At 61.2% G+C, this 14,500-nt stretch carries 18 protein-coding genes and 1 pseudogene; 11 read left to right on the top strand and 8 right to left on the bottom strand.

Annotated elements, in window-relative coordinates:
- Positions 1-134 precede the first annotated feature (134 nt).
- The 10 genes and pseudogenes from ccmA to CSC67_RS09185 form a co-directional block, all read left to right on the top strand.
- On the top strand, positions 135-752 hold the full coding sequence (ccmA, locus tag CSC67_RS09230; protein WP_228255687.1) for a cytochrome c biogenesis heme-transporting ATPase CcmA: 618 nt from the start codon (positions 135-137) through the stop codon (positions 750-752).
- A 4-nt stretch (positions 753-756) separates the two neighbouring features.
- On the top strand, positions 757-1,440 hold the full coding sequence (ccmB, locus tag CSC67_RS09225) for a heme exporter protein CcmB (RefSeq protein ID WP_118994218.1): 684 nt from the start codon (positions 757-759) through the stop codon (positions 1,438-1,440).
- A 10-nt stretch (positions 1,441-1,450) separates the two neighbouring features.
- Positions 1,451-2,188: a heme ABC transporter permease CcmC gene (gene ccmC / locus CSC67_RS09220; protein ID WP_118994217.1), complete on the top strand. Its 738-nt coding sequence runs from the start codon at positions 1,451-1,453 to the stop codon at positions 2,186-2,188.
- Complete coding sequence (locus CSC67_RS09215) at positions 2,185-2,367, top strand: heme exporter protein CcmD (RefSeq protein ID WP_118994216.1); 183 nt, start codon at positions 2,185-2,187, stop codon at positions 2,365-2,367. The genes ccmC and CSC67_RS09215 overlap by 4 nt, the downstream gene beginning before the upstream one ends.
- Positions 2,364-2,804 (top strand): cytochrome c maturation protein CcmE, encoded by a 441-nt coding sequence (gene ccmE / locus CSC67_RS09210; RefSeq protein WP_118994215.1) that lies wholly within the window; start codon positions 2,364-2,366, stop codon positions 2,802-2,804. The genes CSC67_RS09215 and ccmE overlap by 4 nt, the downstream gene beginning before the upstream one ends.
- A gap of 5 nt (positions 2,805-2,809) precedes the next feature.
- A complete protein-coding gene (locus tag CSC67_RS09205) occupies positions 2,810-4,771 on the top strand; it encodes a heme lyase CcmF/NrfE family subunit (RefSeq protein WP_118994358.1) in 1,962 nt (653 codons plus the stop codon).
- A complete protein-coding gene (locus tag CSC67_RS09200) occupies positions 4,768-5,292 on the top strand; it encodes a DsbE family thiol:disulfide interchange protein (protein WP_118994214.1) in 525 nt (174 codons plus the stop codon). Before CSC67_RS09205 ends, CSC67_RS09200 begins: the two co-directional genes overlap by 4 nt.
- On the top strand, positions 5,289-5,756 hold the full coding sequence (locus CSC67_RS09195; RefSeq protein ID WP_118994213.1) for a cytochrome c-type biogenesis protein: 468 nt from the start codon (positions 5,289-5,291) through the stop codon (positions 5,754-5,756). The genes CSC67_RS09200 and CSC67_RS09195 overlap by 4 nt, the downstream gene beginning before the upstream one ends.
- On the top strand, positions 5,753-6,601 hold the full coding sequence (ccmI, locus tag CSC67_RS09190) for a c-type cytochrome biogenesis protein CcmI (RefSeq protein ID WP_118994212.1): 849 nt from the start codon (positions 5,753-5,755) through the stop codon (positions 6,599-6,601). Before CSC67_RS09195 ends, ccmI begins: the two co-directional genes overlap by 4 nt.
- 92 nt (positions 6,602-6,693) lie before the next feature.
- A pseudogene (locus CSC67_RS09185) lies at positions 6,694-7,266 on the top strand (LysR substrate-binding domain-containing protein); the annotation flags it as partial.
- A 15-nt stretch (positions 7,267-7,281) separates the two neighbouring features.
- Here the strand turns inward: CSC67_RS09185 and CSC67_RS09180 are convergent.
- The 5 genes from CSC67_RS09180 to parA all read right to left on the bottom strand — a co-directional run bounded on the left by CSC67_RS09180 (position 7,282) and on the right by parA (position 11,803).
- A complete protein-coding gene (locus tag CSC67_RS09180; protein WP_118994210.1) occupies positions 7,282-9,285 on the bottom strand; it encodes a relaxase/mobilization nuclease and DUF3363 domain-containing protein in 2,004 nt (667 codons plus the stop codon).
- A 460-nt stretch (positions 9,286-9,745) separates the two neighbouring features.
- Complete coding sequence (locus CSC67_RS09170; RefSeq protein WP_118994208.1) at positions 9,746-10,345, bottom strand: S26 family signal peptidase; 600 nt, start codon at positions 10,343-10,345, stop codon at positions 9,746-9,748.
- A complete protein-coding gene (locus CSC67_RS09165) occupies positions 10,342-10,887 on the bottom strand; it encodes a DUF2840 domain-containing protein (RefSeq protein WP_118994207.1) in 546 nt (181 codons plus the stop codon). Before CSC67_RS09165 ends, CSC67_RS09170 begins: the two co-directional genes overlap by 4 nt.
- Entirely contained in the window at positions 10,884-11,168 is a 285-nt protein-coding gene (locus CSC67_RS09160; protein WP_118994357.1) for a chromosome partitioning protein ParB, read from the bottom strand. Before CSC67_RS09160 ends, CSC67_RS09165 begins: the two co-directional genes overlap by 4 nt.
- Complete coding sequence (gene parA, locus CSC67_RS09155) at positions 11,165-11,803, bottom strand: ParA family partition ATPase (protein ID WP_118994206.1); 639 nt, start codon at positions 11,801-11,803, stop codon at positions 11,165-11,167. Before parA ends, CSC67_RS09160 begins: the two co-directional genes overlap by 4 nt.
- On the opposite strand from parA, the gene CSC67_RS21345 reads away from it, so the two are divergent.
- Positions 11,802-11,942 (top strand): hypothetical protein, encoded by a 141-nt coding sequence (locus tag CSC67_RS21345; RefSeq protein ID WP_164878370.1) that lies wholly within the window; start codon positions 11,802-11,804, stop codon positions 11,940-11,942. The two genes, parA and CSC67_RS21345, sit on opposite strands and share 2 nt — an antisense overlap.
- A 174-nt stretch (positions 11,943-12,116) precedes the next feature.
- On the opposite strand, the gene CSC67_RS09145 is transcribed toward CSC67_RS21345, so the two are convergent.
- The 3 genes from CSC67_RS09145 to CSC67_RS09135 form a co-directional block, all read right to left on the bottom strand.
- A complete protein-coding gene (locus CSC67_RS09145; protein WP_118994356.1) occupies positions 12,117-12,977 on the bottom strand; it encodes a replication initiator protein A in 861 nt (286 codons plus the stop codon).
- A 26-nt stretch (positions 12,978-13,003) separates the two neighbouring features.
- Positions 13,004-13,288, bottom strand: coding sequence for a helix-turn-helix transcriptional regulator (locus tag CSC67_RS09140; RefSeq protein ID WP_118994205.1), 285 nt, complete (start codon positions 13,286-13,288; stop codon positions 13,004-13,006).
- Between the two features lie 83 nt (positions 13,289-13,371).
- Positions 13,372-14,178, bottom strand: coding sequence for a DUF2285 domain-containing protein (locus tag CSC67_RS09135; RefSeq protein ID WP_118994204.1), 807 nt, complete (start codon positions 14,176-14,178; stop codon positions 13,372-13,374).
- Positions 14,179-14,500 lie beyond the last annotated feature (322 nt).

Raw genomic sequence — 14,500 nt, 5'->3', positions numbered from 1 at the left:
CGGGTTGGCGTATCGTGTGTAATGATTGGCCCAATCGAACGGGTCATTACCCATACGAATGCGCTGAGCAGTGTGAGTGAATCAACACATGCAACCTGCGCTTTTACCGATTGGGAGTAATCCCATAAATTGAGGTGAAGTTGTTCAAAGCTCTCAACCTAGAATGTGTACGCGGTGATCGCAGCTTGTTCAACGGCCTGAGTTTTCATCTCAAGGCCGGAGAGTGTCTGGTGATTCATGGCGACAACGGTAGTGGAAAAACGAGTCTGCTACGCACACTTGTGGGGCTGGCAGCCCCCGCTGCTGGCGCACTGTACTGGCACGGGCGCAAGATCGACTCTCTGGATGAAGAATACCGATGTCAGCTCATTTACGCAGGCCACCTCCCAGGACTGAAGGAAGAGCTAGATGCAGAGGAAAACCTGCAGTTTGCCTTGACCCTGGCGAATGAACCGTCCAGCGTAAGTGCGATACACACGGCATTGCATCAGGTCGGATTGCAAGGCAAGGAAAATCTGCCGACGCGGCTCTTGTCTGAAGGACAGAAGCGTCGAGTGAGCTTGGCTAGATTAGTACTGCAAAAACGCCCTTTGTGGGTATTGGACGAACCTCTGGCCGCCTTGGACAGCAAAGCCGCCCAATGGGTGACGGAAACGATAGACCGGCACCTGTGCCGTGGCGGAATAGCCGCTGTCACGACGCATCATGAGATGAAACTGAAGCATGCGACGTATCACATCACATGCGGATAAGCACATGAGTGCGCCCCTGGGGCTGGCTTCTTTCCATGGAGTGATCAAACATGATTTAAAAGTCGCCATGCGTTGCAAGTCCGAAGTCCTGACTTCGCTTTCGTTCTTTGTCATCGTGGTCAGCTTGATTCCATTGGGCGTTGGCGCTGAACGAGACATACTCAGACAGATTGCACCCGGCATTCTCTGGATTGCCGCATTGCTGGCCACCTTGATCTCGTTGAATCGCCTGTTTGAACGGGATTATCTGGACGGGACCCTGGAGCAACTGCTCCTGTCCCCCGCTCCGTTGGGCGTACTGATATTGGGCAAAGTCGTCGCGTACTGGCTATTGACCGGCCTGCCGCTGACATTGCTGGCGCCATTTTTGGCACTGCAATTCGACTTGCCGCCTTCATCTCTATACGCGCTGACAGCCTCGTTATTGCTCGGCACCCCGGTGCTGAGCCTGCTTGGAGCGATTGGAGCCAGCCTGACATTGGGCTTGCGCAGCAACAGCGTGCTGCTGACACTGCTGATTTTGCCGCTTTACGTACCGGTGTTGATTTTTGGCACGGCCGCTGTTGACGTCGCCACCGGCGGGGCACGCACAGGCGCGAATATTTCGCTGCTGGGAGCGATGTTGGTGCTGGCCGCGTTTTTTGCTCCTTGGGCGACGGCTGCCGCGCTGAAGATTGCGCTGGAGTAATGAAAAACAGATGATCAACTGGTTCAAATACGCATCGCCAAGAACGTTTTATCCGCTTGCTGGGCGCCTGATCCCGTGGTTTGGCGCAGCCTCCGTCCTGTTGACTGCGGCGGGGTTATACGCAGGTTTCTTCATGGCGCCCACCGACGCCCAGCAAGGCGAGGGATACCGCATTATCTTCGTGCATGTGCCCGCCTCATGGATGTCGATGTTCATCTATTTGGTGATGGCTTTCTGGGCCGCAGTGGGGCTGGTTCTCAACAGCCGCCTGTCGGCCATGATGGCATCGGCCCTGGCCCCCACCGGCGCCATGTTCACCTTTCTCTCCCTATGGACCGGCGCCTTGTGGGGCAAGCCCATGTGGGGAGCCTGGTGGGTGTGGGATGCGCGCCTGACCTCAGAACTGATTCTGTTCTTCTTGTACATGGCCTTCATTGCGCTCCAGTCGGCCGTGGACGACCCTCGACGCGGCGACAAGGCCGCTGCCGTGCTGGCTCTTGTCGGCGTGGTGAACATTCCGATTATCTATTTCTCGGTCCAGTGGTGGAGCACCCTGCATCAGGGGGCCTCGGTCTCGCTGACACGCGCTCCGTCCATGGCAACGATCATGCTGGCCGGCATGCTGCTCATGGCCCTGGCCGCATGGGCGTACACCATCGCCACCGCACTAAGACGTATGCGCTGCATCATTCTGGAGCGCGAGCGCCATGCCGGGTGGCTGAACGAATTGAAGGAGATGCAAGAATGACATGGTCAAGTCCAACTGAATTCCTGGCCATGGGCGGCTATGGTGCATACGTATGGGGCGCCATGGGAATGTCCATCATCGCTGTGTGCGCCGAACAGATGCTTCTTGGACGGCGCCGTAGATCAGCGCTGCTGCAAGCAGTTCGCGAGCAGCGCATGCAAAAAAAGGCAGTCCAATGAAGAAGCGCCATCAACGCAGCTTGCTCATTGGAGGCGGGCTGGCCGCCATCGCCATTGCGACGGCGCTCGTCCTCAATGCATTCCAGAATAATCTTGTGTTCTTCTTTACGCCTACGCAGGTCAATGCGGGCGAAGCTCCCCAGGAACGCCTCTTCCGCGTCGGGGGGATCGTGCAAGCGGGCAGCGTACGGCGTGACGGCCTAACCGTGCAGTTCGTCGTGACCGACAACGCCAAGACGGTACCCGTCAGCTACACGGGCATACTCCCTGACCTCTTCAGCGAAGGCAAGGGCGTAGTGGTGCAAGGCAGGCTTGAGCTTGGCGGCCGGTTCCTGGCCCAGGAGGTACTGGCAAAGCATGATGAAAACTACATGCCTCCCGAAGCTCAGCACGCCTTGAACGAAGCCGAGAAAGCCACCAATGCAGGGAGGCCATGATCGCCATGCTTCCCGAGATCGGACATTTCTCCCTAATACTCGCGCTGTTCGTGGCGCTAGCGCAGGCCAGCCTGGCCCTTGCGGGCGCCGCGCGTGGCAATGCCGCCTGGATCGCCCTCGCGCGTCCCGCCGCACGCGCTCAGTTTCTTTTGGTGTCCATCAGCTTTATCGCGCTTGGCGGGTCGTTCTTCGCCAACGACTTTTCAGTTCTCTACGTGGCGCAGAACTCCAACTCTCAACTTCCCTGGTTCTATCGAATCGCCGCGACGTGGGGTGGACACGAAGGGTCGCTGCTGTTGTGGCTGCTGATGCAAACCGGATGGGCGTTTGCCGTAAGCTTTTTTTCAAGACAACTGCCGGAGGCTATGGTGGCGCGCGTACTGGGCGTGCTGGGCTTGGTCACCGTCGGATTTCTGCTGTTTGTACTGGCAACTTCCAATCCGTTCGAGCGGCTGATGCCTCCCGTCATGGAGGGGATGGACTTGAATCCGCTACTGCAGGATATCGGCCTGATACTTCATCCACCTTTACTGTATATGGGGTATGTCGGGTTCTCGGTGGCTTTCGCATTTGCCGTGGCCGCCTTACTGGCCGGAAAATTGGATTCTGCCTGGGCGCGATGGTCCCGGCCCTGGGCTACGGCTGCCTGGTTGTTTCTGACACTGGGCATCGCCCTGGGTAGCTGGTGGGCCTATTACGAACTCGGATGGGGCGGATGGTGGTTCTGGGATCCCGTGGAAAACTCGTCCTTCATCCCCTGGCTTGTCGGCACTGCCCTGATTCACTCCTTGGCCGTGACGGAAAAACGCGGCAGCTTCAAGAACTGGACAGTGCTCCTTGCCATCTGTACGTTCTCATTTTCCCTGCTGGGGGCCTTTCTGGTGCGTTCGGGTGTGCTGACGTCCGTGCACGCCTTTGCCACCGATCCCCGAAGAGGCGTGTTCCTGCTCATTCTTTTTGCTGTTGTGGTGGGAGCATCATTAGTGCTCTTTGCTCTGCGCGCCCCCAAAGTAAGCACAGGCGGCCAATTCTCATTGGTGTCGCGCGAGACTCTCTTGCTGGTGAACAATGTGCTGCTGGCTGCAGCGGCCGGCGCCGTAACCCTCGGAACCCTGTATCCGCTGCTGCTCGACGGCTTCGACCTAGGCAAGATTTCGGTCGGTCCCCCGTACTTCAATGCCATCTTCGTGCCGCTGATGATTCCCGCCCTGCTGCTTATGGCCATAGGGCCCGCAGCCAACTGGAAATCGGCGAAAATCGCGGCCTTGACAAAGCAGCTTCTGCATCCCGCATGGATAGCGCTGATCGTCGGCATCGGTGCCCCGCTCTTGCTGGGGCGATGGTCTGTGCTGATAGCGCTGGGACTGGGCCTAGCGGCCTGGATCGCGGCGTCGGTGGCCATCGGCGTGATGCAACGTGTGCGCGCCACCCGCAGTGGCCCGCTGAAACAGCCGCGCAGCTGGCTGGGAATGCATCTGGCTCATTTTGGCATTGCCGTGTTTGTCACGGGCGTCACGCTAGTCATGGGGTATGAAACCGAACAAGACCTACGCATGGAACCCGGCGCTACGGTGCAGGCGGGAAGCTATGACTTGACGTTCCGCGGGGTCACCAAGGCAACAGGCCCCAACTACGAGGCGGAAATTGGCGACGTGCTGCTCTCAAAGAACGGCAAAGCGCTGCGCACACTCCATCCCGAGAAACGCGATTACTTTTCATCGGACATGCCGATGACGGAAGCGGCCATTGACGCCAACGGCCTGCGGCACGTGTACGTCTCCTTGGGGGAACCTCTGGGCGGTGGATCGTGGAGCGTGCGGGTCTACTTCAAGCCGTTTGTCGATTGGATCTGGATCGGCTGTATCTTGATGGCACTTGGCGGGCTGTTGGCCATCAGCGATCGACGCTACCGGCTTAAACGCCGCCGGCGCCAAACAGACACGGCTGCCCATGGAGTTGACGCATGAATCGTTTTTTTTGGCCTTTGGCCGGACTGCTGTTACTGATAGGCCTATTGGCTATCGGCTTGACGTTGAAGCCCAGTGAAGTGCCTTCTCCGCTTATCGGCAAACCGGCACCCGTCTTTAGCTTGCCCAAGTTGGCAGCCCCGGACGAAACATTCTCGCCGCAATCCATGGACGGCAAGGTGTGGCTGCTGAATGTCTGGGCCTCGTGGTGCCCGCCCTGCCTTGAAGAGCACCCCGTCATTACCGATTTGTCGACCACCCACGGATTGTCGATTGTCGGTCTGAATTACAAGGATATGGCTGATGATGCAATCGCCTGGCTACAGCGCCATGGCGATGCCTATGAAGCAGTGATCACAGATCCCGAAGGCGTCGTCGGTATCGACTATGGTGTTTATGGCGTGCCGGAAACATATATCATCGATAAACAGGGTGTCATCCGCTACAAGCATATCGGCGCGGTCAGCTTCGGCGATGCTCGCGACACCATCCTGCCCCTGGTTCGAGAGCTGCAAAAATGAAGCGCATATGGCTGTTGCTGCTTTGCGCATCGGTTTGCCATCCCGTCTGGAGCAACGGCAGCGCGATTGAGGCGCGAATGCTGGATATCGCCACCGAGTTGCGCTGCCTAGTGTGCCAGAACGAATCAATTGCCGCCTCGCGCGCTGACTTTGCGAGGGACATACGGGAGCTGATTCGTAATCAGATCAAGGCGGGACGGTCAGAAGCTCAGATTCAGGATTTCCTGGTGGCGCGGTATGGCGACTTCATACTCTATCGGCCGCCATTGAAAGCTACCACGCTCTTTCTGTGGCTCGGACCCATGCTGCTGATGGTGGGCGGGCTCCTGGTGCTCGCCATGACACTGCGGCGCCGAAATAGAAACGCCGCGCCTGACCCGCTTGACGATGACGAACAACGCATGGCTGACGCCCTTTTACAGCGCAGCACCAGCGAAACTCATTCAAAAGGTAATTCATCATGAGCTTGCTCTTCGCTGGCATTGTGTCGTTGCTTTGCGCAACGGTGGCATTGTGGCTCGGCCGCGCCCTTTGGCGCGGCCCAGGCCAAGGTGATGAGATCGGGCATCACTCGGTCAACGCAACAGTTTTGCGCGATCAATTGGCTGAATTGGAAGGAGACGTCGCAAACCGTACACTATCCGAGCACGATTTTTCCGTGGCCAAGCAAGAGTTGCAGCGCCGCGCGCTGGATGAGGCGATACCTGGCTCGGCTCCCGCTACCGGTGCGCATAACAGCCGACGAGCAGCCGCGGTAGTGGGCATCGTCTTGCCTGTGGCCGCCCTGCTGGTGTACGCATACCTTGGCAGCCCGGCCGCAACGCGGCCCGCCCCAGCTCCCAGTGCTGCCACAATGACTCAGGCTGATGTGCAGAAGATGGTGGAATCTCTAGAGGCGCGCCTGAAAGAAAATCCGGACGATCCCGAGGGCTGGCTGATGTTGGGCCGCTCTTATCGATACTTTGGAAGATATGCAGATGCAGCCCAAGCTTTTTCCAAAGCTGCTCCCATCATCGAGGCGGACCCGCTTTCCCTGGCGGAATATGCCGAAGTGATCGCACGCAGCAGCGCAAGCGGATTTACCCAAGAAGCGACGCGACTACTTGACCGCGCCCTTACCCTCGACCCGGACGAACCATTCGCCCTCACCTTGGCGGGAAGGGCTGCATTCGAGCGCGGCGAATATCAGGCGGCCATTGGCTATTGGCAACAATTACTAGAACAGTTCCCGGCCGGTTCGGAAGCGGCCCAGGCGGTACTAAATGGCATTGATATGGCTCGACGAAGTGCTGGTGCCGCCTCTCCATAACCCATCAGCATACTTCGAACTCGCTTGGAAATCGCCTTCAAACCAGCTAATCGGTTTCTCGCATATAAGCCCGGGGACTGCACTTCATCTCGGTAGATCGATTCCAGACAGCTTGTCCGGACATCGATGTACGCTTGGACACCAACCACAAATCGGTAGACTTCGCAGCCCAGCGCATCGATATCGGTGTGCGCTACGGCATGGGGGACTGGCCAGGCCTGAAGGCCGACAAGCTCATGGATGAAGAAGCTTTTCCCGTATGCTCCCCTGAGCTGCTGCATCAGTTCAGGCAACTACGCAAGCCAAGTAATCTAATTCGCGAAACGCTGATCCATGACTTGACGATGGCCGGCCATGCGGGCTTCCCGACCTGGGAGGAATGGATGAAGAAAGCCGGCGTTAGCGACACAGCGACGATCCATCGCGGCATGCCCCTCAATAACTCTGCAGCCGTGCTGCAGACAGCTATTGAGGGGCATGGCATCGCGCTCGCACGCAGCATCATGGCCCGCGACGATCTGTCGAGCGGGCGCCTCGTGAGGCTATTCCCAGACATCAGCTTAGCGTTGAATGCCTCTTATTACATCGTTTACCGACCCGAGTGCGCCAATCTACCCACACTAGCGGCATTCAGGGAGTGGTTAATCACTGAGGCGGATGACTAATCACAAAGTAAAATTTCAAACGGAAGGGCTGCGCTGTCGCCCAATCTCCCACGACACCCCACCGCCATGCACTGTTGCGGCGATCTGCTGGCCCAGCCGCTGCTCGATCACCGGTCGCCACGGCACCAGACTGAACCCCATGCCGTCATCAAGCATCGCGTAACGCCCGCTGACGAGCATGATTGAGCGTCGGTAGATACCGGCCACGCGCTGCCCATCAGCCACGGGCCGATGCTCCAGACCGGTTTCGGCGGCAATGTCCTTGGCAGCCCGCGCCAGTTCCCGATTGCGCAGCGTGCTCAGCAGATTGCCCGCCAGGATCACGCGCTGCCCGCGCCGCTGGGCCAGTCCTTGCTCTTCGAGGAAGTCGGCGCGCTGCTGCATGGCTTGTTTGGCCTCGCCACCAAAACCCATATCCTCCAGCCCCTTGCCGCGGCCAATCAACTGGTGATCAAGCCAGGTGGCCCCAATCACGCGAGTTTGCCGCTCGATGGGAAGGGGTGATTTCAGTTCCACCGCCACACCTCCCTGCCGCTGCGCGTCATACTGGCGGCCACGTTCGGGGAGGTCACGCGGTACTTTCCATAGTCCATCAGCCACGCGCTCCACAATTCCGGCGCGGCGCAGGGCTTCCAGCCGGCGAACATGCGCCGCGACGACTTCCTGCGGGTCGCGACCAGCTTTGGCGCGACCTTGCTCAATAGCAAGGTGGTGATCGATACGATACAAACCGTCGCTTGCCAGTTCCACGATGTTGCGGTCAGCCGCTCGAATGTCGGCGGAACCCTTCACTTCCACCACCGCGCCGGTTGGATAGTTGGCCGGTTCGTCGCGAGCATTGAGTGCAACGTAATGGGCCTTGCCGTCCACGCCGTCGATCACCAGATAGCCCCGGTCGCGCAGCTCATCATCCAGCCCCTTGGCCGCCACGCGCCCAACGATGACGCGTCCACCTCCATCATCATCTTGGCCCGGCTCGAATACGGCAAGTTCGCGTTGTTTTCCGCTCATGGCCCGCTGCATGGTGCGGATAATGTCGCCCCGCTCGCTCAGGGCGCGCAAGATTTTTTCAGCGTCGGTGTGCATGGCCCAGGTGCCGGGCTGTATTTCATCGGCCAGCCCTAGGCGCTGCAAGCGTTGCAGGCGACCGATCAGCAACAGGCGCTGGCGTTGCAATGTCGGCTCATTGAAGCGTTGGATCTGCACCCGTCCATCCTCTCCGATCTCACGTTGCAGGGTGCGATCCAGGCTCGTCCACCGTTCCTGCTCCACTTCGCGCTGCATGGCCTGCTGGATTTCCAGCTCGGTGCGCGGCCCCAGCCATTCGGTCGCCAGCTCAGAAGCGCGATGACGCAAGCCCTGGGCGATATAGTCGCCCGCAATGATGAGGTCTTGACCGGTCTCGTCGCGCCCGCGCACGATCAGGTGGGTGTGCGGGTTGTCGGTATTCCAGTGATCCACCGCCACCCAATCCAGGCGCGTGCCCAGGTCGGCTTCCATGCGGTTCACCAGATGCCGGGTGTAGGTGCGCAGGTCACCCAGCTCCGCGCCATCTTCGGGCGAGACAATGAAGCGGAAATGATGCCGGTCGTCTGCGCAGCGTTCCTTGAAGGCATCCAGATCGGCGACGTCCGTCTGTGGCCCATAGGCTTGGCCTGGCTCGCCATTGCGGCCCGCGCCGTCACGCTCGACGTAGCGCAGGTGCTTGGCAAGCGACTGTGGGCTGGCACGTTGCTGATTGACCAGCAGCGTCTTAATGGTCACGCGCCGCGAGAATGGCGTGAGATTGGCGCCTGCGAAGCGCGCCGCCGTATGGCCGCGACCCAGGCGTGCGCCGGGACGCTGACCGGTGCGTGCGCCACGGCTACCGGCTGCGGAATGACGCATCGAGGACTTGCCCCCGCTGGCCTTGCCGGTCTGCTTGAGCACCTTGGAAATAAAACCTTGGCCTTGACCCTTGCCCCGGTTCTTCGGGGCGCTGGGGCGCACCCGGAAATCATCATCGCGGCGGTCGCTCATGGCTACGCTTTCTGTAAGTTCTGACTGAAGCTGCGGCGTAGCCGGTCGTGTGAAGCACGCGGCAAGCCCTCTCTTGGCGCGAGCCTCGCGCCCCCAGCGGCACGACGGCAACGCCGCGTCGTGCCGCGCCACCCCCACGTGCAGACTGGCTTTGCGGGCGGCTGTGTGCCGCCCCCTTTTGTCTTGCCTTCCGCCTTTGCCTGTCGCTTTCGCTCCGGGCGTCGGCGGTCCGGCAGCGCTGTGCTGCCGACAGCCAGCCCGCCGGCGAACGCGCCAATGGCCGCAGGCCGGGCGCGTTCGAGGCAAGACGCCTGCTCGTTGGACGGCTGCGCCGGATGTTGCGCGAGGCGCGGCGCGAATGCGCCCGTGCTGCACGCGCGACGACACGGCGGCAGCAGCCGGAACAGCATGCCCGATGGCACGATGAGATGCACGGCAACGTGCAGCGAATCGGCGGCCATCATGGATGTGTCTCCAGCCAGATCGGATGCGCGACGCCAATCACGCCGGATGCGCTGACCGGGCCGAAATAACGGCTGTCGAACGACGCCGGATGTGTGGCGCTCAGCAGGAACAGTTCGCTCTCAAGGAGTGGTCGGCAATGCGGCCAGAAGGGCAGCGGCCGGCCTAGCCGGTCGGCAGGCAGTGCGGCGGCCACCGGCACGCCGTCGATACGCACCTGACCGTCGATAATGCAGACGTGCTGCGGCGCGACGGCGCCCACACGTTTGAGCAGCGGGATATGTGCGGGCAGGTAGCCGCGCTGCGCGGCCAGTACGGCGGCGTCAGCAGGCAATCGAGTCAGAACAATACTGCCCACTTCCAGCCGACGGGGCAGCGAACCGGACTGATGTTGGAATGGTTTGACGCGATACCAGCCGGCCGGAACGCTGCTGGACGGGTTGTAGATCAGGCGCGGTAGCGGCTGCACGAACGTCGCCCAGGCGAGCGCCGCGAGGCCAACGGCGGCGAAGCCCGCCAGGACGATGCGAGCGCGCACGCGTGAGCGAGGAAACGGCGCGACTTCGGGTGTGCGGGCGGTGGTGGAATCGGGGGTCATGACAGCGCCCTCCCAGCCAGCCAGGCAGTGTGCCGCTCAATGGTGTATTCGGGCAACGCCAGGCGGGCCGCCAAACGGTTGCCCAGCGTGCGCCAGTACGCTGGCGATGTAGCGGCGGGCACGATGCCCAGCGCCTCGATGGCGTCAATGCGCTCCAGCACAGAACGAACTGGATGATTACCTTCGACGTTCAGCAGCAAACGCGCACCGGGCTGCACGCCGGGAATGCGCTGCGCCGCGTCCAACGGTGTGCAAGCCTGCATTACCATGAGCTGCCAGCGTACCGTGCCGTAATCGTTGGCCTGCCAGCGGACGCGGCAGAACATCACGCCCGGCATAAACACCGCCCAGCGCCGCCAGCGATCCAGCCGGATCATATGTGCCGGTTCGCCAAAACGCAGATAGAGATTGAAATGCGGTTCGATCGTGGCGAGCGCCACCCGCGTCAGCGGCACGCTGTTGGCTTGGTTGGCAAGCGTGGCGGATAGCGGCAGCGATGCCGCCGTCGCCGCGCCAAAAGCAGGCGAAGCGGATGTATTCATGGCGTGTCCTCTTTGCGATGTTCTGGAAACTCGCGCTCCAGCAGACCGCGCAGCAGGTCGGCCACGGTCACGCCTTGCGTGAAGGCCGACACCTTGATGCGTGCGCGCAGCGCGGGGGTGATGTCCAGCGTCAGGCGGGCGGTGTAGCAGTCGCCCTTGTTCAGTGCGCCGGCGTCGCCCTGGCGAATCCACGCCTCGGCGTGTGGATTCACGGGCGGACGCATACCTATTCCGACGCGCTTGGCCGGGCGTTTGCTGTTCGGTGGCAGCCTCGCTCTCATGTCGGCCACCGCAGCAGTTCATCGACCAGGGCCGTGATTTCACGCGCCGCCGCGCTGTCGGGCGCTGTCTCGCGTGCCAGCCGCCCGGCGGCCACGCTGTCGGCAAAGATGATTCTTTGCCGGACCTCGGCGCGCAGCGTCGGCAGCAGCAGATCGGCCAGCGCCTGGCGCGCTTCGCGCCCAATGACGGTGGTGCTGACCCGTCGATTGATGACAAAGGCCGCTTGCAAGGCGGGCCGGAACACCTGGGCCTCGCGAATCAGCGCCACCATCTCGGCGCTGGCCCATAAGTCGTAAGGGCTGGGCTGAACGGGAATCAGCACGTAGTCGGCCGCCAGCAGCGCGGAGCGCGCCAGGGCGGCGATGCGTGGCGGCCCGTCGATCACGACATGATCGGCCCGTCTGGCCAGCTCCGGCGCTTCCTGATGCAGTGTTTCGCGAGCAAGGCCCACGGCGCTGAACAGCCTTGGCAAACCTTGCTGACTTCTGCGCTGCGTCCAGTCCAGTGAGGAACCCTGCGGGTCGGCGTCCAGCAGGATGACCTGCTGACCGCGCAGCGCGAGTTCTCCAGCGATGTGGGTGGCGAGTGTGGTCTTGCCGGCGCCCCCTTTCTGGTTGAGCAAGGCAATAATCATGGCGCAGCCCTCCCACCTGGAATGCCTGTCTGTTTTTGCCTTGCCAGACGGGCATGGTGCTTCGGCTGATTTTGCTGTTCAGACCGTCCCGATTGTTGGTTTTTGGAAGCTGCCCACCGATATGGCGCTTCTCTATTAAAAGTTAGAGTAGTTAAGTTAGGTAAGTTAAGGGGCGCGCAAAGCCAGCAATGGCGCCGGGTTGCGGCCATTTTTGTTGCCTGATAGCACGAGGATGTGTTGCCTGATAGCACGAGTGTTCCGTTGCCTGATAGCACGACACTATCCACAGGATATTCACAACTTACCCACAGATTTATCCCCGTGCCGTGGGCGGCACGGGCCGGAACGTGAGCAGTTCGGTTTTGTCCTCCGGTACGAGTTCGATGCCCAGGACGTAGCCCGGCAGCGATTGGCGCGCAACCAAGGCGCGCAAGTCGGCGGCAAAGTCGTAGAAGCGCGCTACGCTGCCCGATTTGCGGTACAGGTGCCGGAAGTCGAATTGCCAGCCGTCCGGCTGCTTGCCGCCGTGCTTGCGCACCAGGCGGTACAGCCAGCGTTCGATGCCGCCCGTCAGGCGGAAGTATGCCGGGTCGATGGTCAGCACCAGGGCCGCATCCATCACCCCGGCATAGAACCAGTCCGGCAAAATCAGTTCGATGCCCAGCGGCTTGCCATCGGCATCGGCCAGCTCCTTCCATTCGTTGATCCACGAGAAGCGGTGCAGCCGCCGCCCCGTGGTTTCGCGGATGGATGTGGCCACGCTGGTCGATTGCAGCCGGTCGAGGGCGGCTTTCAGGCGCTGGTAGTCGCGCAAGGACGTACCGCGCCCAATGAAGCGCAGGATCTCGTAGGGACGCACCTGCATCAACCGTGAGCTGCGGATGCCCGCATCGCGGGCTTGCACGATCTGACTGGCGGCCCAGATCAGAATGTCGGCATCCCAGATCGTGGCAATACCGTGTTCCTGTGTACCCTCCACGCGGATGGTGACGTTCCCGCTGTGAAAGTCGATGGGCGCAACGCGCCGCGACTTCGCCAACGAGAAGAAGGGATAGGCCATCAAATCCTGAGCATCGCGCGGCGCCATGTCCTCGCCCGGTAGTGCGCGGAACAACGCCAGTTGTTCGCGCTGCGGCGGGGGTCGCAGCCGTGATGACTGCGAAGGACTGGACATGGCGATGGCCGCCCGCACCCGAACGCTCAGCGACCGTCACGATAATCACCCTCATGGCGCTCGGCGTATTCCGGGTCGGATGTCGCCTCGTAGCTGCGCGCATCGGCCCAGGCGTCCAGATCGGCCACCGCATACATGACGCGCCGGCCGAATTTACGAAACGTCGGCCCGCCGCCGATCACGCGCTGCTTTTCCAGCGTGCGCGGCGACAGGCGCAGGTACTGGGCGGCTTCGTCGTTGGTCAAGTAGCGTTGGGGCTGCGCGGGCGTGGCAATGGGTGCGGCGGCGGGCCGTAAGGGAGCGGGTCGCATGAGATGAACCTCCATCGGTCGGTAGAGCCGGCGGCGCCAGTGCTGCCGGATGGAGACAGTCTCAACAAAGCCGGGCGACTTGCTCAGGGACGTTTTGCAGGGGATGAAGATCGTCCCTGTACAGGCTCGGGCAACTGTGCCAGGCGGCGGTAGCCGCCGCGCATCAGCGCATCGCCTCGCCGAACCAGGCGGCGCATGCGAGCGCGCATAGCGCCATCGGCATGCCAGTCGCGGGCCACCGCCTTGGAGCCAAACAGCCCTTCGGCGATGTCGCGCAAGGACGCACCCGCCAGGGTCGCGTCGAGCGCTTGCAAGGTGTGCAGTTCCTGCAAGGCCGACAAGGCGGGCCGGGGCCGCACCACGGCAATGGGAACGGCGTCGTTGACCAGAGCCAGATTGTTCATTTCCAGCGTGAGCGCTTGCGCGTGCGCAAGAAGATCGGCGCCGGCGCGCACGGCATAGACGTAGGCCATGCCGTCTGCCAGGCCAGGGGCCACCGCCAGCCGCAGGCAGCTACCCGGCCAACGCACCCGCAGCACCAGGCGTACACCGTCGTGAATCAGGGATTTGTCACCGGGGATGCGCCAGAGCGTGAATAGCGTGGCACCCGGCATGGGGTCGGCGTCCGGGTAAAGATGAACGCCATGAGAATTAGGGAACCAGATCGGATGTGCGTCACGCGCATCCAGGGCGGGGTCTTCCAGCAGGCGCAAGCCCCAGCGCTGCGCCGTGGGCTGCGCGGCTTCCGGCTGCTGGGAATGGCGCAGCCAATCTTGCCGGTAATCAGGATGGCGGCGCAGATATTCCCAGGCCAGCGCCGGGCCATCCAAGTGCAGGATGTAGAGATACGCGGCAACCGGATGCCAGTGCTTGGCGAGCGAATCGGCCATGACGCAACCCCCTTTGACTCAGCGGGGCAGCACCATCGGAAAATAAACACGAGCCAATAAACACAAGCCAGTTTCAATACGTTAAGATTTAACTACCAATCGCATAAAATGAAACTAAAAACATCAAGTCCGATTGCGTCTTAACCATTGCACCAGTGATCAGAATGCGATGATGGCACCGCTGAAGAATCAGCAAGCAGCATCCATGACCCTGCCGCATTTCGCGCAGAAGATCATGACTATTTAAGTCTGGGCCGTCGCGTATTCATGCAAGACTCATGATTCAGACCGTCACGGTCTTGAACATGACTGAAATAGTCAC

The organism is Pusillimonas caeni, from assembly GCF_003545815.1.
Lineage (GTDB): Bacteria > Pseudomonadota > Gammaproteobacteria > Burkholderiales > Burkholderiaceae_B > Pusillimonas > Pusillimonas caeni.
Note: the sequence above shows the minus strand (reverse complement) of the source record. Positions and strands in the feature narration are given on the sequence as shown.

Coding starts and splice junctions, on each gene's coding strand:
- CSC67_RS09205 (WP_118994358.1), top strand. CDS start 2,810: ATGCTTCCCGAGATCGGACATTTCTCCCTAATACTCGCGCTGTTCGTG.
- CSC67_RS09200 (WP_118994214.1), top strand. CDS start 4,768: ATGAATCGTTTTTTTTGGCCTTTGGCCGGACTGCTGTTACTGATAGGC.
- ccmB (WP_118994218.1), top strand. CDS start 757: ATGAGTGCGCCCCTGGGGCTGGCTTCTTTCCATGGAGTGATCAAACAT.
- ccmI (WP_118994212.1), top strand. CDS start 5,753: ATGAGCTTGCTCTTCGCTGGCATTGTGTCGTTGCTTTGCGCAACGGTG.
- CSC67_RS09215 (WP_118994216.1), top strand. CDS start 2,185: ATGACATGGTCAAGTCCAACTGAATTCCTGGCCATGGGCGGCTATGGT.
- CSC67_RS09160 (WP_118994357.1), bottom strand. CDS start 11,168: ATGAGAGCGAGGCTGCCACCGAACAGCAAACGCCCGGCCAAGCGCGTC.
- CSC67_RS09170 (WP_118994208.1), bottom strand. CDS start 10,345: ATGACCCCCGATTCCACCACCGCCCGCACACCCGAAGTCGCGCCGTTT.
- ccmE (WP_118994215.1), top strand. CDS start 2,364: ATGAAGAAGCGCCATCAACGCAGCTTGCTCATTGGAGGCGGGCTGGCC.
- CSC67_RS09180 (WP_118994210.1), bottom strand. CDS start 9,285: ATGAGCGACCGCCGCGATGATGATTTCCGGGTGCGCCCCAGCGCCCCG.
- CSC67_RS21345 (WP_164878370.1), top strand. CDS start 11,802: ATGGCGCAGCCCTCCCACCTGGAATGCCTGTCTGTTTTTGCCTTGCCA.
- parA (WP_118994206.1), bottom strand. CDS start 11,803: ATGATTATTGCCTTGCTCAACCAGAAAGGGGGCGCCGGCAAGACCACA.
- CSC67_RS09145 (WP_118994356.1), bottom strand. CDS start 12,977: ATGTCCAGTCCTTCGCAGTCATCACGGCTGCGACCCCCGCCGCAGCGC.
- CSC67_RS09165 (WP_118994207.1), bottom strand. CDS start 10,887: ATGAATACATCCGCTTCGCCTGCTTTTGGCGCGGCGACGGCGGCATCG.
- CSC67_RS09135 (WP_118994204.1), bottom strand. CDS start 14,178: ATGGCCGATTCGCTCGCCAAGCACTGGCATCCGGTTGCCGCGTATCTC.
- ccmC (WP_118994217.1), top strand. CDS start 1,451: ATGATCAACTGGTTCAAATACGCATCGCCAAGAACGTTTTATCCGCTT.
- CSC67_RS09140 (WP_118994205.1), bottom strand. CDS start 13,288: ATGCGACCCGCTCCCTTACGGCCCGCCGCCGCACCCATTGCCACGCCC.
- CSC67_RS09195 (WP_118994213.1), top strand. CDS start 5,289: ATGAAGCGCATATGGCTGTTGCTGCTTTGCGCATCGGTTTGCCATCCC.